Raw genomic sequence first — 18,741 nt, forward strand, 5'->3', positions numbered from 1 at the left:
GCCTGTCAAAGAATCACCCGAAGCGTACCGATCCTGAATTCCCGCTCACACCATTGCATTTCGCGTGCCGGGAAATTCATCGCGGTCGGATCAGGCCGGCGGCCCCTCGGCCAGCGTGACGTTTTCGGTGCGGGCGACGCCGGACTTGGAGGTGAAGCTGATCGCGATCGAGTCCCCTGGGTGGTGCGGTGTGAGCGCGTCCGACAACGCGGTCGCCGAGTTGATCGGCACACCGTCGATGGCGGTGATCACATCGCCGACGGCAATTCCGACCGACGCGGCCGGAGCGGTGCCCACCACACGTTGCACCCGGGCACCGGCACCGTTGTTGTCAACGACGCCGAGGCCGAGGAAGGCCGTCGGCCCGACGTGCACGGTGGGTGACCCGCCGCCGGAGCGGATCTGGTTCGCGATGCCGATCGCGGTGCCGACCGGGATGGCGAAGCCCTGTCCGCCGGATAGCTGGAAGTTCTCGGTGGCCGCGGTGTTCATCCCGACCACCTGACCGGCCGCGTTGACGACCGGCCCGCCCGAATCGCCGGGCTGGATCGCGCCGTCGAACTGGATCAGCCCGTTCAGGGTCTCCTCGGCACCGGTCAGGGCGTCGGAGGCCTGAACGGTCTGGTTGACCGCGATCACCCGGCCCGGGACTGCACGGGGCGCACCGCCCTGGCCGCCGGTGTTGCCCAGCGCGACGACCGGCTCACCGACACTCACCGGGCCGCCGATCGCCGCGGTGGGCAGCCCACCGGCGCCGCGTAGCTGCAACACCGCCACGTCCTGCGTGCGGTCGTAGCCGACGACGTCCACCCCGTATGTGCGGCCGTCGCCGACGCTGAACGCGCTGATGTCGGTGGCGCCGGAGATGACGTGGTTGTTGGTCAGGATGACGCCGTTGGGGTCGATGACGATGCCGGTTCCGGCACCCACGGCGTTGTTGTAACCCAACTTGGTGTTGATGTTCACCACCTGCGGGCCCACCTGCGCCACGGCCGCGGCCGGGTCGAGCGGAACCTTGGGAAACTCTTTCAGTGGCGTCGCCTGGGCCGGCGCCGCCGGACCGACGCCGGAGGTCAACCCGATCAGGGTCAATACGGCGACCAACCATGCCCACCTGATCGTGCGGTGGCGCGATTTGCTCATCCGGTAATCCTCCTACGTCGAGTGAAGAATTAAATTGTCCCGGCCGTTAGCGCCGGATGGTGCGGACGTTGTTGTCCCACCGTAATCCAGATACCCATTAATGCGGTGGTCAGACCCCGAATTCACGAGATCCTCCCCCGTAAAGCGTCCGGAAACCGTTGAGAATCCTGCCTCGGAAAACGCGGAAATGCCGCCGGAATGCTCCGTAATGGCGAATGTGTGAGCAGGGACACTCAATAGGCCCCGCCTTAGGCTGGTGCGGTGGACTTCGAACCACGGTCGGTGTTCGCGGCGTCGCCGGTCGCGCGGCTGGCCACGGTCACTGCATCCGGCCGTCCGCACCTGGTGCCGGTGGTGTTCGCCGTGCAGTTCGACCACGACAACCAGTTCGACCACAACAACGATGTCGTCTACACCGCGGTGGACGCCAAGCCGAAGAGCACCCAGCGGCTGCGCCGGCTGCAGAACATCGAAGCAAATGCGGCGGTAAGTCTGCTGGTGGACCACTACGCAGACGACTGGGCTCAATTGTGGTGGGTTCGCGTCGACGGCACCGCAACGATCGCGCGCGAGGGTGCTGTCCTGGCCACGGGATACCGATTACTGCGAGCGAAATACGAACAGTATCAATTTGTTTCGTTGGACGGTCCGGTGATAGCGATCACCGTGACCCGCTGGTCCAGCTGGCACGCCTGACTTTCCGGCGGCAGCCGACCCCTTGTGCTGAACGGCCGTTGGGGGAAAAAGTTGCACCTGCGTCCTGTGGGCTGGATCACGCCGCGTACGGGAGTCGGCGGCCACGCACCCAGGGAGAACTGGAGGAACGTCATGGCCGACAGAGTGAACACTTCCCAGGGCGCGGGCGCTGCCCCGACCGCGAGCGCTCCGGACGGCATCCGCAACGTCGTGCTCGTCGGTCCGTCCGGTGGCGGCAAGACCACCCTCGTCGAAGCGCTGCTCGTGGCCGGCGGGGTGTTGTCCCGGCCCGGCTCCGTCGTTGACGGGAGCACGGTCTGCGACTTCGACGACGCCGAGATCCGCCAACAACGCTCGGTGGGTGTCGCGGTGGCGTCGCTGGCCCACGGTGGCATCAAGATCAACCTCGTCGACACGCCCGGATACGCCGACTTCGTGGGCGAATTGCGGGCCGGCCTGCGGGCCGCCGACTGCGCACTGTTCGTCATCGCGGCGAACGAAGGCGTCGACGAACCGACCAAGTCGCTCTGGCAGGAGTGCAGCCAGGTCGGGATGCCGCGAGCGGTGGTCATCACCAAGCTCGACCACGCCCGCGCAAACTACCAGGAGGCGCTGGCGGCGGCGCAGAATGCATTCGGCGACAAGGTATTACCCCTCTACCTGCCGACCTCGGCGACCGACTGCGCCGGGCTGATCGGCTTGCTCTCGCAAACCAAGTACACCTATGCCGATGGCAAGCGCACCGAGTCGTCACCCGAGGCCGACGACGCCGAGCTGATCGAGGAAGCGCGCGGCACCCTGATCGAAGGGATCATCGAGGAGTCCGAGGACGAGTCACTGATGGAGCGCTACCTCGGCGGCGAGTCGATCGACGAGTCCGTGCTGATCCAGGATTTGGAGAAGGCCGTCGCGCGTGGTTCGTTCTTCCCGGTGATCCCGGTGTGCAGCAGCACGGGCGTGGGCACGCAGGAACTGCTCGAGGTGATCACCCGCGGCTTCCCATCCCCGATGGAGCACCCGTTGCCCGAGGTATTCACCCCGCAGGGTGCAGCCCATGAAGAGTTGGCCTGCGACGTGAATTCGCCGTTGCTGGCCGAAGTGGTCAAGACGACGTCCGATCCATACGTCGGACGGGTCAGCCTGGTACGGGTGTTCTCCGGCATGATCAAGCCGGACGCGACCGTCCATGTGTCAGGCCACTTCTCGTCCTTCTTCGGGGGCGGTGACACCAACGGCGGCGCCACTCATTCCCACCCCGACCACGACGAGGATGAGCGCATCGGCGTCCTGTCGTTCCCACTGGGCAAGCAGCAACGCCCCGCCCCGGCCGTGGTGGCCGGGGATATCTGCGCGATCGGCAAGCTGAGCCGTGCCGAAACCGGCGACACGCTGTCGGACAAGTCCGAGCCGCTAGTGCTCAGGCCCTGGACGATGCCGGAACCGCTGCTGCCCGTCGCCATCGCCGCACACGCCAAGACCGACGAGGACAAGCTCTCGGTCGGGCTGGGCAGGTTGGCGGCCGAAGACCCGACGCTGCGGATCGAGCAGAACCCGGAGACCCATCAGGTGGTGCTCTGGTGCATGGGCGAGGCGCACGTCGGCGTGGTGCTCGATGCGCTGGCCAACCGCTACGGCGTCACCGTCGACACCGTCGAGTTGCGCGTGCCGTTGCGGGAGACGTTCGGCGGCAAGGCGAAAGGCCATGGCCGGCACGTCAAACAGTCCGGCGGACACGGCCAGTACGCGGTCTGCGACATCGAGGTGGAACCGCTGCCGGAAGGTTCAGGGTTCGAATTCCTGGACAAGGTGGTCGGCGGCGCCGTGCCGCGCCAGTTCATCCCCAGCGTGGAGAAGGGTGTCCGCGCGCAGATGGAGAAGGGCGTGCATGCCGGATATCCGGTGGTGGACATCCGCGTCACACTGCTCGACGGCAAGGCGCACAGCGTGGACTCCTCGGACTTCGCGTTTCAAATGGCCGGCGCGCTGGCACTGCGCGAGGCCGCCGCGGCGACGCGAGTCGTGCTGCTGGAGCCGATCGACGAGATCTCGGTGCTGGTGCCCGACGATTTCGTCGGGGCGGTGATGGGTGACCTGTCCGGTCGGCGGGGCCGGGTGTTGGGCACCGACACGGCCGGAAACGAGCGCACCGTGGTCAATGCCGAAGTGCCGCAGGTGGAACTGACCCGCTACGCCATCGACCTGCGTTCGCTCGCGCACGGCGCGGCGTCGTTCACCCGCTCGTTCGCCCGTTACGAACCGATGCCCGAATCCGCCGCGGCCCGGGTGAAGGCCACGGCGTAACCGCCGATGTCGACGGTCAACGGGCTGCCGGCGCACATCCTGCTCAATCACCTCGTGGTGGTGCTCGGTCCGCTGGCGGCGATCCTGGCGATCCTGTGCGCGGTATGGGCGGCGGCGCGCCGGCGGTTCATCTGGCTGACACTGGTGCTGGCGGCCGTCACCCTGGCCATGACGCCGTTGACCACGTCCTCGGGTGGTTGGCTGGCCGGCAAGGTCGGTGATTCACCCCAACTGGCCCGGCACGCGGCGCTGGGCGAGACGTTGAGCTACTTCGCCTCGGCACTGGTCGTCGCCGTCACCATGCTGGCCGTCGTGCATCTGCGCCTGGCCCGCGGCCGGAACGTGAAACCCGTTGCGCACGCGGTGATCGCCGTACTCGTGGTCACCGCCGCGGCGGCCACGCTGGTACAGACCTACCGGGTCGGGGATTCGGGGGCGCGAGCCGCGTGGGGCAGCGTCGCGGCCGCGTCCGTCAGTCGGTCGCCGGGCTGAAGCGCTGCGAGACCGCGCGCCGATCCAGCGACCCTTTGGCGGTATGCGGCAGCTCGTCGGCCACCTGGAAGGTTGCTGGAATTTCGAACGGCGCCAGCCGATCCCGACAGAACTCGATGAGCTCGTCGGCGCTCGGGGCACTGGCCCGGGGCACGATCACCGCGGCGACCGCTTCCCCGTACATCGGGTGCGGCACGCCGAACACTCCGACTTCCAGCACGTTCGGGTGGCTGGCCAGCACACCCTCGACACGCTCGGGCGAGATCTTCTCACCGCCGCGGTTGATGAGTTCCTTGATCCGGCCGCGGATACTCAGATCCCCCTCCTGCGACAGGGTTCCCAGGTCTCCGGTGCGCAGCCAGCCGTCGGTGAAGTTCGCCGCGGTGATCTTCGGGTCGCCGAGGTAACCGCGCACCACCGTGCGACCGCGCAGCCACACCTCCCCGACGGCGCCCGGCGCAACGGGCTGTCCGTCCGGGCCGGCGATGCGGATTTCGGGGCCGGTGGAGCGGCCCACCAAACCCGTTGCGGCGGCGGGGTTCACCTCCTGGCCGATGCCGGTGGTGGCCACCTGGTGAGTGGCCTCGGTCATGCCGAATGCGCACAACACCGGCGCGGAGAACTGAGCTTGCAGTGCCTGGGCCACCTCGGGCGTCAACGGCGCGCTGCAGCTGCGGATGAAACGCAAAGCGGCCTTACGGTTTTCGGATCCGCCGTCCGTCGCCCGCTCCAGCAGAATCTGGTGAATCGTCGGGACGGCGGTGTACCAGGTGGCCTTGACGGCGTCGATGTCGTCCCAAAAGGTGTGCGCCGAGAACCGGCCGCGGGACGGCAGCAACACGGCACCGCCGGACGCCAGCGTCGAGAGCAGCGCGGCGACCAACCCGTGGCCGTGGTACAGCGGCATCACTGCGACCGTCGCATCCTGCGGTCCCAACTCGTATCCGGCGATGATCGCCTGCACCGACGTGACGATGTTGTCGTGCGTCCACGGGACCATCTTGGGCAGCCCGGTGGTCCCGCCGGTGAACATGATCATCGCGTCGTCCACCCGCAACCCCTCCGGAGACGAGCTGCTCGGGTTGGCGGGGGCGGCCGAGTCGAGGTGCACGGACAATTCGCGCTTGACGGCGTCGCGGCCGACGGTCACCGCGATCGGCCACCACGGCATCGAGGATTCCGACTTGTCTCCCGGCCCCTCAGCGTCGACGAGCACCGCCCGGGCGCCCGCCGCGGCGCTGCGCGCCCGTTGGTCACCGACTGGCAGCGCCGGGTCGAGCGGGACCACGACCAGTTTCGCCCGCAGCGCCGCCAAGAGGGTCACGACGAACTCGGCGTTGCTGGCCGCACGCAGCGCCACCCGGTCGCCCTGGGCCAGGCCTGCCGCGGTCAGCTGCCCGGCCAGGTCGTCCACCAGCCGGATCAGCTCGCGGTAGCTGACCGGGACGCGCTCGGCGGTGACGACGATGGCAGGTGCATCGGGCAGGTGTGCGGCCGTACTCGCGATCAGCTCGGCGATGCCGGTGGTCGGCTCAACGAGCGCCTGGTTGCTGGTGATCTGTTCGGATGTCATCCCTGGCTCCTTCCGGCTGCACCTGCGTCGTGCCGGTGTCCTACCGAAACCCTGCCGGTGACCCACTGGGGCTGTCCAATACCCATCCGCTAACGGTCAATAGACGGCGTGAATCGTCGAATAAGGATCCGGTCTTGGACATAGTCGAGTGTCGCGACAACAGTGAGGAACCATGACCACGCAATCGAGCCTGACCGACGGCTTCCAGCTCGTAGTGGACGCGCTGCAAGCCAACGGCGTCGACACCATCTACGGAGTCGTCGGAATCCCGATCACCGACCTCGCGCGCACCGCGCAGGCCGCGGGGATCCGCTACATCGGCTTTCGCCACGAGGGTTCCGCCGGAAACGCCGCCGCGGCGGCGGGGTTCTTGACCCAACGGCCCGGCGTGTGCCTGACGACGTCCGGGCCAGGGTTTCTCAACGGTCTGCCCGCGCTGGCCAACGCCACCACGAACTGTTTCCCGATGATCCAGATCTCCGGGTCGAGTGCCCGGTCGCTGGTGGACCTCCAACGCGGCGAGTACCAAGACCTCGACCAGCTCAACGCCGCGCGCCCATTCGCCAAGGCGGCGTACCGGATCAGCCGGGTCGAGGACATCGGTCGTGGTGTCGCGCGGGCGATCCGCACCGCGATCTCCGGCCGGCCGGGCGGTGTCTACCTCGACATCCCCGGCGAGGTGCTGGGCCAGGTCATGCCGGCATCGGCCGGCGCCGCGTCAATCTGGCAGGTTGTGGATCCCGCTCCGCGCCAGCTGCCGGCACCCGAGGCAGTCGAGCGCGCGCTGGGCATCCTGGGCCGGGCCGCCCGGCCGCTGATCGTGCTCGGCAAGGGCGCCGCATATGCTCAGGCGGACAACGTGATTCGGAAGTTCGTCGAGACCACCGGGATCCCCTTCCTGCCGATGTCGATGGCCAAGGGCCTGCTACCGGACTCGCACCCGCAGTCGGCTGCCGCCGCGCGCTCCCTGGCGATCAGCCGGGCCGACGCGGTGGTGCTGGTCGGGGCCCGGTTGAATTGGCTTCTCGGGCACGGTGAGTCGCCGCAATGGTCGGAGGACGCCGAGTTCATCCAGATCGATATCGCCGCGTCGGAGTTCGACAGCAACCAGCCGATCGCCGCACCGCTGACCGGAGACATCGGCTCGGTCATGACGGCGCTACTCGAGGGCGTGAGTGCGCAGCCGGTCAAGGCATCGGCGGCGTGGACCGACGAGCTCGCCGATCGCAAAGCCCGCAACGACGCCAAGATGCGGGAGCGGCTGGCGGAGAACCCGCACCCGATGCGGTTCTACAACGCGCTGGGGGCCATTCGGACTGTGCTGCAACGCAACCCGGATGTCTATGTGGTCAACGAGGGAGCCAACGCGCTGGACCTGGCGCGCAACATCATCGAGATGGAGTTGCCGCGGCACCGGCTCGACACCGGGACCTGGGGTGTGATGGGCATCGGGATGGGCTATGCGATCGCCGCGGCGGTCGAGACCGGGCGGCCCGTGGTGGCCATCGAGGGCGACAGCGCGTTCGGCTTCAGCGGCATGGAGATCGAGACCATCTGCCGCTACCGCCTGCCGATCATCGTCGTCGTGCTCAACAACGGCGGCGTTTACCGGGGCGACGAGGCTGTCTCCGGGGCCGACCCGGCCCCCACCGTGCTCAACGCCGGCGCCCGGCACGAGCTGCTGGCAGAAGCATTCGGCGGCAAGGGGTATCACGTGACCAAGCCGGCCGAACTCGAGGCGGCGCTGACCGAGGCACTGGCCGCGCGGGAGCCGACCCTCATCGACTGCGAACTCGACCCCGCCGCGGGGGTGGAGAGCGGACATCTGGCCGGCCTCAACCCGGCCCGGGCTAACGCCCCTGCGTGAGCCCACGCGACTGGGCGTCGAAGAACTCGTCGAGGGCGAGCTGTTGCGCCGAGGCGACGAGCGCACGGGCAACGGGCGAGCCCGGCCCGGTTGCAATGGTGGCCAACGCAATCGGGGCGCGCAGCGCCGGATCGAGCAGTTCGACCGCTCGGATCTCGCCGCGGGCCGGCGTCATCCACAACCAGGTGTGTGGGACGATGGTTGCCCAGTTCCCGTTGGCCACCTGCGCGAACAGTGAAGCAACCGAGTCCGTTTCGACCTGGGGGCGGACGGTGATGTCGTGGTCGGCGAAGGCCGCGTCGATGACCTGCCGGTCCCGCATGTCCGGCGTAAGCAACGCCAGCGGTAGTTGCGCCGCCTCCGGCCACCGCATGCCGGACGCCCCGGGCGGCAGCATGTCCGCCCGGGCCAGCAGCACGTAGTGCTCTTCGTACAGCGGCACCAGCGCCACATCCTGGCCCGCCTCCGGGGCCGGATGGACGATCACCGCGTCCAGCTCGAACTCGTGCAACCGGCGGTACAGCTCGGTTGCGGCCAGCCGCGAACTGATTTGCACCTTTGCCAAGGGGTGCGCCGAGCAAAAAGCCGACAACACCAGAGAAGCGGTCGTCGAGGCCGTCGGCACAGTGCCCAGGCGGAGGGTTCCGGCGACGCCTGACTGCACCGCGTGCACCTCGGCCTTGAACGCATCGTGTTCGGCCAGAATCCGCTTGGCCCACACCACCAACCGCTCCCCCTCGGGCGTCAGGCCCTCGAAGCTGTGGCCTCGGTTGATCAGCGTGACATTGAGTTCGCGTTCCAGCTTGGCGATAGCCGCGGACAGCGCCGGCTGGGACACGTAGCACTTCTCGGCGGCGCGGGCGAAATGGCGCTCCTGGGCCACGGCGACGAAGTACTCCAACTGGCGAAAGAGCACCCGTCCCTCCTTTGGCCGTGGGGGTGGTGACGAACCTACCTTCGCTACGCCGAAATTGTTTGCTATGGCCCGCCCCGAGCGGATAACCACTAGAATATTCGGTGTGTTTGTCGCACCAACCCGAAGGGTGAACGCCATGCGTCGAGCGGTTCGGTATCTATTCGTGGTGGTGGCAATCACGACGATGGCCGCGGCCGGGTCCGGCAGTCCGGCCACGGGCGCCGTCCCGGTGCCACATCCGTTGCCCGCGGTGGCATCGATCTTCCCGTCCGATGGGGCCGTGGTGGGCGTGGGCGCCCCGGTCGAGGTGACGTTCGCCGCGCCGGTGACCGACCGCCGCGCGGCCGAACGAGCCATCCACGTCGGCGCACCGGCCAACATCACCGGCCACTACCAGTGGCTGGATGGCAATGTCGTGCAATGGATTCCGGATCAGTACTGGCCCGCGCACACCCGGATCTCGGTGGGTGTGCAGGAGTTGACCGAGGGCTTTTGAGACGGGTGACGCCCTGCTGGGAGTCGCCAGCATCTCCGCTCACACATTCACCGTCAGCCGCAACGGCGAAGTGCTGCGCACCATGCCGGCCTCGATGGGCAAGCCGAGCCGGCCCACGCCGATTGGCAACTTCAACGCGATGTCGAAGGAACGCTCGGTCGTCATGGATTCCCGCACCATCGGCATCCCGCTGAATTCCTCGGACGGCTACCTGATCACCGCCCAGTACGCGGTGCGGGTCACCGGGAGTGGGGTGTACGTCCACTCGGCACCGTGGTCGGTGAACTCGCAGGGCTACGCCAACGTCAGTCACGGCTGCATCAACCTGAGCCCGGACAACGCGGCTTGGTACTTCAACATGGTCACGATCGGCGACCCGATCAACGTGGTGGCCTGAATTCGCTCGCCGTAGCGCAGGTGTGGCGACGGTCACACCGGTGACCCGGAAGATGGACTGCGGTCGATCGGTTTGCGCTAGATAGCGAAGCGAACGAAAGGCTGACCATGACCGGTCCGCAGGAACGACGACTCAACCAACGCATTCAGCGGCTTTTCGCTGAGGACGAGCAGTTCCGGCGGGCCGAACCCGATCCCGCGATCCGCACCGCGGCGCGGCAACCCGGGCTCCGGCTGCCGCAGGTGATCCAGACGTTGGTCGACGGCTACGCCGACCGTCCTGCGATGGGCTGGCGGGCATCGGAACTCATTACCGATCCCGCCACCGGCCGCACCATCGCGCGACTGCTACCCCGATTTGACACCATCACCTACCGCGACCTGTGGGCCAACGTGCAGGCGATCGCCGCCGCCTGGCAGCACGACCCGGTCAACCCCAGCGCTCCCGGCGATTTCGTGGCCACCGTCGGGTTCGCCAGTGTGGAATACCTGACCGTCGACCTGGTCTGCGGCTACCTGGGTCTGGTGGCCGTGCCGTTGCAGCACAACACCACCGCGTCGCGATTGCAGCCCATTCTGGCCGAGGTGGAACCGCAGACTTTGGCCGCCAGCGCCGACTACCTGGACCTGGCCACCGAAGCCGGCGCCGGGATCAGGTCCCTGCGCCGCCTGGTGGTCTTCGACTACCGGCCCGAGATCGACGACCACCGGGAAGGTTTGGAGCGGGCCCGCGCCAGGTTCGCCGACGCCGGCCTGGCCGTGACCATCGAGATCCTGACCGACGTGATCGCGCACGGCCGGACGGTGCCGCCCGCGCAGATGTACACCGGCGACACCGACCAACGGCTGGCCATGATCATGTACACCTCCGGCAGCACCGGGTTGCCCAAGGGGGCAATGTATTCCGAGCGGATGGTGGTCAAGGTATGGACCAACGAGTTGATGCCGAAATACGACCACATTCCGGTCTTCAATGTGAACTTCATGCCACTGAATCACCTGGGTGGCCGCATCCCGCTGTCCTCGGCGTTCCAGGCCGGCGGCACCAGCTACTTCGTCCCGGAGAGCGACCTGTCCACGCTGTTCGAGGACTGGAACCTGGTGCGTCCCACCGAAATGGGTCTGGTGCCGCGGGTCGCCGAGATGCTGTATCAGAGCTACCAGAGCGCTGTGGACCGGCGGGTCTTCGAAGGGGCCGAGGTCGATGCGGCCGAGGCGGCGGCCCGAGATGAGTTGCGTGAGCAGGTGCTCGGCGGGCGGGTAGTTACCAGCTTCACCGGGACCGCCCCGCTGGCGGCGGAGATGCGGACCTTCATCGAGACCTGCCTCGACGTGCACCTGCTGGACGGCTACGGCTTGACCGAAGTCGGCATGGTCGCCAAGGACGGCCTGGTGACCAAGCCACCGGTGATCGACTACAAGCTGATCGACGTTCCCGAACTGGGTTATTTCCTTACCGACAAGCCATTCCCACGCGGCGAGCTGCTGGTGAAATCGGCGACGTCCTTCTCCGGCTATTACAAGCGACCCGACGTGACCGCCAACGCATTCGACCCGGACGGGTACTACCGAACCGGTGACGTGATGGCCGAAATCGGACCGGATCGACTGGCCTATGTCGACCGGCGCAACAATGTTCTGAAGTTGGCGCAGGGCGAGTTCGTCGCCGTGGCCCGGCTGGAAGCGATCTTCGCCAGCGCGCCGCTGGTCCGGCAGATATTCGTCTACGGCAACAGCGAACGCCCGTATCTGCTGGCTGTGGTGGTACCCACCACCGAGGCATTGCAGCGCTTCGGTGACGATGACGCTAGTCTCAAGGCCGCGTTGAGCGAATCCCTGCGCCAGACAGCCAAATCCGCCGAGCTGCAATCCTACGAGGTGCCCGCGGATTTCCTGGTCGAGCTCGAACCGTTCAGCTCCGACAATGGGCTACTCTCCGGGGTAGGCAAGCTGCTGCGCCCAAAGCTCAAGGAGCACTACGGCGAACGGCTCGAGCGGCGGTACGCCGAGCTGGCCGACACCCGGGTGGCCGAGTTGCGTTCGCTGCGCGAAGGCGCGGCCGACCGGCCGATCATCGACACCGTGGCCCATGCAGCCGAGGCGCTGCTGGGTCTGGTCGGCGGAGCGCCCGGACCGGAGGAGCACTTCACGGATCTCGGCGGTGATTCCCTGTCGGCGCTGACGTTCTCCAACCTGCTGCGCGACATCTTCGACGTCGAGGTCCCGGTGGGTTTGATCATCGGTCCGACGAGCAATCTGGCCCAGATCGCCGGCTATGTGGCGGCCGAACGCGAATCCGTATCGAAGCGGCCCACTTTCGCCAATGTGCACGGGCGAGGGGCGGCACAGGTGCGGGCGGCCGACTTGACGCTGGACAAGTTCATCGATGCGGCGACCCTGGCGGCTGCCGGCTCGGCGCCACACGTCAACGGGACGCCGCAGACGGTGCTGCTGACCGGAGCCAATGGATACCTCGGGCGTTTCCTGGCGCTGGAATGGCTGGAGCGGCTCGCCGAGACCGGCGGACGGCTCATCTGTGTCGTGCGGGGCACCGACGAGGCGGCGGCCCGGCAACGACTCGAGGATGCGTTCCGTAGCGGGGACGGCGAACTGCTGGAGAGGTTCCGCGCGCTGGCGGCCGACCACCTCGAGATCGTCGTCGGTGACATCGGCGAACCCAATCTTGGCCTGTCCGATGTGATTTGGCAGCGACTCGCCGATACGGTTGATCTGATCGTGCATCCGGCTGCGCTGGTGAACCACGTCCTGCCCTACGATCAGTTGTTCGGGCCGAACGTGGTCGGCACCGCCGAGGTGATCCGGTTGGCCATCACCGGCCGAATCAAGCCGGTCACCTACCTGTCCACCGTGGCGGTCGCCATGACCGTCGACACATTTGACGAAGATGGTGACATCCGGACCGTCAGCCCGGTGCGCACCATCGACGACGGCTACGCCAACGGATACGCGAACAGCAAGTGGGCCGGCGAGGTACTGCTGCGCGAAGCACACGACCTGTGCGGTCTACCGGCGGCGGTGTTCCGCTCGGACATGATCCTGGCGCACAGTCACTTCCCGGGGCAGTTGAACGTCCCGGACGCGTTCACGCGGTTGATCTTCAGCTTGCTGGTCACCGGCATCGCACCGGAAAGTTTCTACCGGAGTGTTCCCGGCGGGCCTCGTCCGCGGGCCCACTACGACGGGTTGCCGGCCGACTTCGTTGCCGAGGCGGTAACCGCGCTCGGTGCGCAAGTGACCGACGCCTTCCACTCGTTCGACGTGATGAACCCGCACGACGACGGCATCTCGCTGGATGTGTTCGTGGACTGGTTAATAAAGGGCGGCAACGAAATCCGGCGAATTGCCGACTACGACGAGTGGCTGGCCCGCTTCGAGACCGCGCTGCGTGCGCTACCCGAGGGCCAGCGCCAGTACTCACTGCTGCCGTTGCTGGATTCCTACCGCATTCCCCAGCAACCCTTGCCCGGTGCGCCGGCGCCCACCGACGTATTCCGCGCCGCGGTCCAGGACGCGAAAGTCGGTTCGGACAAGGACATTCCGCACCTGTCCGCGGCCCTGATCGACAAGTATGTGGCCGATCTGAAGTCGCTCGGTCTCGTCTGACCGGAGCCGTGACCTTCAGGTCACCCCGGTCTGGATCACCTTGACCACGACGAGCGCCACGGCCAGGACAAGATAGCCGCGCAGCGTCAACAGTCCGGCCCGCCGCGCCGGCGACATGGCCGGACGGCGGAGCGTCGCAAGCGCAGGCATTTGCCAGTCGGCGAGTTCTCGCCTGCGAATGGCGCGACGCTCGGCGCGGCTCAGCGTTATGTTGAGCTCGTCACCGTCGATTGGCCGGTCATAGCGGCGGCCGGCAAAAACCACCACCGCCCCGCCCACAACTCCGGCGGCCGCGCCGGCGGCGAAGCCGATCTCGATGGTGGCCGTGGACAACTTCGGGAAGAAGGTGGCCGCTGTCAACGCCAGTGACAGCAGCACCAGGCACCACACGGTCAGCCAGGCGAAGATGTTCTGCCGCAACGTGTTCACCCACGGCCCCAGCACGTCGCGGTCGTTGCACAAGAGGACCAGAAATACCGTTGCGGACGGCAGCAACACACCGGCGAGCGCCTGCACACCCTGGGTCACCAAACCCAGCACATGGTCGGGGCTGAACGCGATGGCCGCGGACACCGCCAGCAGCAGCGCGTAGGCACCATAGAACAACGGTGCCTCGCCGATCTTCCAGTGCAGCGAGTGCCGCCTGCCCATCGCATCACCCACGGCGTAGGTGGTGGCCAATCCAATAGCGTTGGCACCGATCAGGGATGCATCCAGCAGGATGATCGCGAACAGGACTCCCACCGTGCTGCCGAACCGATGCGCCAGGCCGGATGCCACGGCGCCGGCATCGGTGAAGGCGCCCGCCTCGGCGTGGCCGGCCAATCCGAACGCGGTCACCGCCATCAGCGCTGTCGCCCCCGTCATCACCACGATGATGCCCAGCACCAAATCGGCTCGCGCGTAGGGAATCCAACGGGTGGTGATGCGCTTGTCCACCACATTGGACTGCTGGAAGAACAACTGCCAGGGCGCCACCGTGGTGCCGACGATCGCCACGACCAGTAATAGCACCGTGGAGTTGAGCCCGCCGGGAAACTGCGGGGCCAGTCCGTGCACCGTCTCGTGCCAGTTGGGATGCACGAACAGGATCATTGGGAGCATCACCACATTCACCGCGATCAGCACGAACATCAGTGCCTCCCAGCGGCGGAACGAGCCACCGGCCACCACGGCGAACAACAGGACGGCAGCGAGGGGGATCGCCACGATCTTCGGGCAGCCCAGAAATCCCAATGCCAATGCGACGCCGATGAATTCGGTGACGATCGTCAACGCGTTCAGGATCAGCAGATCGAGGACGCTGAAGGCGCCCCAGAATCTGCCGAACCGTTCGAATACCAGGCGCGCGTGCCCGACCCGCGTGACCGCGCCCAGCCGTAACACCATCTCCTGGTTGACATAGAGCACAGGAATCATCAGCGCCAGCGTCCACAGCAGGGCCATCCCATAGTTCTGCCCCGCCTGGGCGTACGTCGCGACACCACCGGCATCATTGTCACCGACCATCGCGATCAGGCCGGGACCACTGATGACCATCAGCGTGCGCAGGCGGCGCCAACGACCGGCGACGGCGGCATCGGGGCCGATACGGCCGAATGCCCCGATTATGTCTCCCGTGTGTGCTGAATCCGGTGGCTCGGAGAGGGCTGGCAGTACCCGGCTCTCGCTCGAGATCGCTGTCATGGAACTAGTCGGCGATCATCGCGACCGGCGTCCGGGCCACGTATGCGTTGGCCCGGTCCTGCGGCGTCATGTCGAGCGCCGCGGTCCAGGCCTCACCCAAGCGACGACACAGGCGGCGAATTGTGTTGCCGCGCAGCGCGGGACGGGGTGCGGGAACGAGTTGCAGTGTTGCTGTCGACGCTGTCGTCATAGGTCTGCTCCTGACGGAAAGCCCGACCGGCGTGCGTCATTCCCGCAACAGTGCAGGCGTAGGACGCACGAACTCAGGCAGCAGGAACGCCGGAGCCGGATCGGGACGCGATGGATATGGCATGGGGACTATCGCCTGGACAAGGCACGCTCATCTCGCCCTCACCTCCTCACGGCCAGGACACACGGGGGTGTCACCACTATCACCTGAACGAAAGGGGCCGACCTTCGGCAGCGACAGCCGCCAAGCGGACGCACCCCTCTCGTCGGAGCTTTGGCACTGCACGGCGTATCCGGTCCGGTGACCGGAAGCCACTTGGGCTCAACCCTTAGGCCGGGAAGAGCTGTCCTGACCCGGGGCGTCTCTCGACGTTCGGGGTCAGTGGCCTGTATCCGTGCAGACGCCTCACCTACCGAGGTGCTTGCAGCCTCCCATGTTGGCACCGGGATCCAGGCTCGTCAAACGCAGCCGTCGCACCCAGGCCTACTGTCGTGACCATGGCCAACACATTGCAGGACCCCAAGGTCGCCTCGACGCTCGACCGGATGTACACCGCCGCACAGGACCAGATGGCGCTGCTGCGGGACAGACAGGGCGAGTTCAGCCGGCCGATGACCGTGCAGGAACGCACCGAGGCGATGAGCGAGTTCTACATCCCGGTGACGCCCGATGCCGGCCGATTGCTCTACGGACTGGTCCGCGCGACCCGTCCCGGCACGATCGTCGAGTTCGGAATGTCGTTCGGCATTTCGGCGATCCACCTGGCCGCCGGGGTGCGCGACAACGGCACCGGTCGAGTCGTCACAACCGAACTCAGCGAAACCAAGATCGCCGCGGCAAAGCAGACCTTCGCCGGCACCGGGCTCGACGACGTCATAACGATTCTGGAAGGCGATGCACTGGCCACCCTGCCCGAGTTGGGCGGACCGGTCGATTTCGTGTTGTTGGACGGTTGGAAAGACCTGTACCTGAAGGTGATTCAGTTGCTCGAACCGTCCCTGTCATCCGGCGCGCTGGTCATCGCGGACAACACCGAGGCCGCGGACACCCGCAGCTATCTCGACCATGTCCGGAATCCGGACAACGGCTACGTGAGCTTCAACTTCCCGGCCCGGGCCAGTGACAGCATGGAACTCAGCTGCTGGACAGGCGGCTAGTCGTACCCGTTCAGCGGACCGACTCCTCCAGCCACGGCAACAGCCATTTGACGCCTTCCGGGGTGAGGTGCACACCGTCGCTGCGCACCTTGATGCCGTCGACCTTCGCGGTGTAAACGCCGTCCGGGCAAAGCTTTTTGTTCAGATCCACGATCCCGACGTTGGGGCGCTGCGCGATCGCCTTGCGCAGCATGGTGTTCCACTGGTTGACCCGATCGGGCTGGTCCTCGGGGTACAGCCGGCCGTCCGGCTTCTCCCCGCCCCGGCTGTAGGGCACGGTGGCGACCATGACGCGCACGCCGGTCGAGCCCACGATGTCCAGGGCGCGGTTCAGCTCGAATTCGAGGTAGGCATCGAAGGTCGGGTCGCCGATGTGGGTCCACTTGCCTTCATTGACCCGGTCAACGGTCTCCCAGCGGCCGATGACGAGCAGCGCGACGTCGGGGCGGTCCTGGCTGATCTGCGTCGACCAGCGGCCGGGCCAGCCGTCGCATTCCGGTCGCTGCTCCAGGGTCTGACCGATGTAGCGATACGGCGTGCCGCGCACCAGGCTGCAGCCGATGACGGTGTGGTCGAGGAACTTGAAGCCGGGCGTCGGCGGCAGGTAGTGCATCATCGTCCACCCGATCGAATCGCCGAACACCGAAACGGTGAACGGCTGGTTGGGGTCTCGCGGCCCGGGTGGCGGCGCCAGGGCGGCGCCGGGCGGTGACGGGGACACCGCGGCCACCGCCGATACGCCCGGCGGCAGGCCGACTTCGCGCAGTCCCGTGCCGACCGGGACCACCATGATCGTCGCCGCGGCGGCGCTGGCCACGGTGGCCGCGGCGAGCGGCAACAGCGGCACCCGTTGCGGCCGCCAGCGCCGGATGGGTTGTTCGATCGCCCACCAGGACGCCGTCGCCACGACGACGGTGGCGGCGCAGCGCGCGCCGAACAGGCCCGGCCCCGACCATCCGGTGCGCTCGCCGTTCAGCGCGAGGAAGATCGGCCAGTGCCAGAGGTACACACCGTAGGAGATGGTGCCCAACCACACCAGCGGGCGCCAGGCCAACACCCGGGCCACCGCACCGCGCTGTTCTAGCGCGACCGGAGCGACCACCAGGACCGCGGCAATGGCCACCGCGATCAATAGGCCGTGGCGGAACTCGCCGGCGCTGCCGGTCGCGAAGTGGGTGATCGCGGCAAGCGCGGCCAGGCCCACCAGCGGCAGCACCCGGGCGATCCGCCGGCCCCATCGGCTACGGATCAGACACCAGCCCCGGTTCAGCGACGGCCAGTCCCGAACCAGTAGAGCCGACGCGGCGGCACCAACCAGCAACGCCTGCGCGCGGGTGTCGGTGCCGAAGTAAATCCGGTCGCGGGTGGTGTCGGAGGTGAACACGATCGCGGCGGCCGCGGAGGCCAGGGCGCCCAGGGTGGCGATGACGAAGGCGGCTAACCGCACGTGTCCCACGGTGATCTTGGCGAAGTAGCGCTTGGCACGCGCGGCCAGCAGCAGCGTGACACCGATGAGCAGCAGCGGCCAGACGAAGTAATACTGCTCCTCCACGCCCAGGGACCAAGTGTGTTGCAGTGGCGAGGGCGGGGCGCCCTGGGTGAAGTAGTCGGTCTGCTGGGCCACGAACCGCCAGTTGGCGACCCACAGGAACGCTGCGATCGCGTCACCGCGCAATCCGTTTTGCGACTGGTAGGGCAGGAATTCGCGGGCCACCCCCACGGTGAGCACCATCAGCAGCAACGCCGGAAGCAACCGGCGGGCGCGGCGGATCCAGAACCCGGTGAGGTCGATGCGCCCGGAGCGTCCCAGCTCGTCGAGCAACAGGGAGGTGATCAGGAACCCGGACAGGACGAAGAAGACGTCGACACCGATGAATCCGCCGCCGACACCCGGGATGCCGCCGTGCCCGACCAGAACCAGCGCGACGGCGATCGCGCGCAGCCCGTCCAGGGCGGGAATGCCGCTTTGCCGCTCCGGACGATCCCATGCCGCGAGTCGGCCGACCCGGCGCACCGGGGCCACCCAGCGGGGTTTCGCCGCACGCTTGGATGCACGTTTTGATGCAGGTTTTGATGCAGAAAGTGCCGGTGCGGGGTTGTTTCCGCCCGGCTCAGTGCTCGCCCTCAGCGCGCCCTGACCGCCTTGCCGTCCGGCGCCGTATTTGATGCCGATACGTCGCTGCCCCTCCTCTTGATCCGAGGAA

General features: G+C 67.2%; 12 protein-coding genes, 1 pseudogene and 1 riboswitch. Of the genes and pseudogenes, 7 read left to right on the forward strand and 6 right to left on the reverse strand.

Annotated elements, in window-relative coordinates:
- Positions 1 to 90 precede the first annotated feature (90 nt).
- Entirely contained in the window at positions 91 to 1,143 is a 1,053-nt protein-coding gene (locus BN972_RS19790; RefSeq protein WP_036361601.1) for a S1C family serine protease, read from the reverse strand.
- A 261-nt stretch (positions 1,144 to 1,404) separates the two neighbouring features.
- On the opposite strand from BN972_RS19790, the gene BN972_RS19795 reads away from it, so the two are divergent.
- The 3 genes from BN972_RS19795 to BN972_RS19805 all read left to right on the forward strand — a co-directional run bounded on the left by BN972_RS19795 (position 1,405) and on the right by BN972_RS19805 (position 4,632).
- The gene (locus tag BN972_RS19795; protein WP_036361602.1) at positions 1,405 to 1,839 is read left to right on the forward strand and encodes a TIGR03668 family PPOX class F420-dependent oxidoreductase; all 435 of its coding nucleotides are present in this window, start codon (positions 1,405 to 1,407) and stop codon (positions 1,837 to 1,839) included.
- A 132-nt stretch (positions 1,840 to 1,971) separates the two neighbouring features.
- Positions 1,972 to 4,140 carry an elongation factor G-like protein EF-G2 gene (locus BN972_RS19800; RefSeq protein ID WP_036361604.1) on the forward strand — a complete coding sequence of 723 codons (2,169 nt, stop codon included), beginning with the start codon at positions 1,972 to 1,974 and terminating at the stop codon, positions 4,138 to 4,140.
- A 6-nt stretch (positions 4,141 to 4,146) separates the two neighbouring features.
- Positions 4,147 to 4,632 (forward strand): DUF2231 domain-containing protein, encoded by a 486-nt coding sequence (locus tag BN972_RS19805; RefSeq protein WP_036361606.1) that lies wholly within the window; start codon positions 4,147 to 4,149, stop codon positions 4,630 to 4,632.
- Here BN972_RS19805 and BN972_RS19810 read toward each other — a convergent pair.
- On the reverse strand, positions 4,613 to 6,205 hold the full coding sequence (locus tag BN972_RS19810) for a FadD7 family fatty acid--CoA ligase (protein WP_036361608.1): 1,593 nt from the start codon (positions 6,203 to 6,205) through the stop codon (positions 4,613 to 4,615). The genes BN972_RS19805 and BN972_RS19810 overlap by 20 nt on opposite strands.
- Positions 6,206 to 6,377: 172 nt before the next feature.
- On the opposite strand from BN972_RS19810, the gene oxc reads away from it, so the two are divergent.
- A complete protein-coding gene (gene oxc / locus BN972_RS19815; RefSeq protein ID WP_036361610.1) occupies positions 6,378 to 8,072 on the forward strand; it encodes an oxalyl-CoA decarboxylase in 1,695 nt (564 codons plus the stop codon).
- Here the strand turns inward: oxc and BN972_RS19820 are convergent.
- A complete protein-coding gene (locus BN972_RS19820; protein WP_036361612.1) occupies positions 8,056 to 8,988 on the reverse strand; it encodes a LysR family transcriptional regulator in 933 nt (310 codons plus the stop codon). The genes oxc and BN972_RS19820 overlap by 17 nt on opposite strands.
- A gap of 136 nt (positions 8,989 to 9,124) precedes the next feature.
- On the opposite strand from BN972_RS19820, the pseudogene BN972_RS19825 reads away from it, so the two are divergent.
- Positions 9,125 to 9,881, forward strand: a pseudogene (locus tag BN972_RS19825) (L,D-transpeptidase).
- A 107-nt stretch (positions 9,882 to 9,988) separates the two neighbouring features.
- Complete coding sequence (car, locus tag BN972_RS19830; protein ID WP_036361613.1) at positions 9,989 to 13,504, forward strand: carboxylic acid reductase; 3,516 nt, start codon at positions 9,989 to 9,991, stop codon at positions 13,502 to 13,504.
- A 15-nt stretch (positions 13,505 to 13,519) separates the two neighbouring features.
- Here the strand turns inward: car and BN972_RS19835 are convergent, their stop codons facing one another.
- Entirely contained in the window at positions 13,520 to 15,190 is a 1,671-nt protein-coding gene (locus BN972_RS19835) for an NRAMP family divalent metal transporter (protein WP_036361614.1), read from the reverse strand.
- Between the two features lie 4 nt (positions 15,191 to 15,194).
- Positions 15,195 to 15,380 carry a hypothetical protein gene (locus BN972_RS29300; RefSeq protein WP_142277113.1) on the reverse strand — a complete coding sequence of 62 codons (186 nt, stop codon included), beginning with the start codon at positions 15,378 to 15,380 and terminating at the stop codon, positions 15,195 to 15,197.
- A gap of 250 nt (positions 15,381 to 15,630) precedes the next feature.
- Positions 15,631 to 15,804, reverse strand: a riboswitch (M-box (ykoK) riboswitch).
- Between the two features lie 73 nt (positions 15,805 to 15,877).
- On the opposite strand from BN972_RS29300, the gene BN972_RS19840 reads away from it, so the two are divergent.
- Positions 15,878 to 16,537 (forward strand): O-methyltransferase, encoded by a 660-nt coding sequence (locus BN972_RS19840; RefSeq protein ID WP_036363456.1) that lies wholly within the window; start codon positions 15,878 to 15,880, stop codon positions 16,535 to 16,537.
- A gap of 10 nt (positions 16,538 to 16,547) precedes the next feature.
- Here BN972_RS19840 and BN972_RS19845 read toward each other — a convergent pair whose 3' ends face one another.
- Positions 16,548 to 18,551, reverse strand: a complete 2,004-nt coding sequence (locus tag BN972_RS19845; RefSeq protein ID WP_036363459.1) for an acyltransferase family protein — start codon at positions 18,549 to 18,551, stop codon at positions 16,548 to 16,550.
- Positions 18,552 to 18,741 lie beyond the last annotated feature (190 nt).

This window comes from Mycobacterium asiaticum DSM 44297, from assembly GCF_000613245.1.
GTDB classification, from domain to species: domain Bacteria; phylum Actinomycetota; class Actinomycetes; order Mycobacteriales; family Mycobacteriaceae; genus Mycobacterium; species Mycobacterium asiaticum.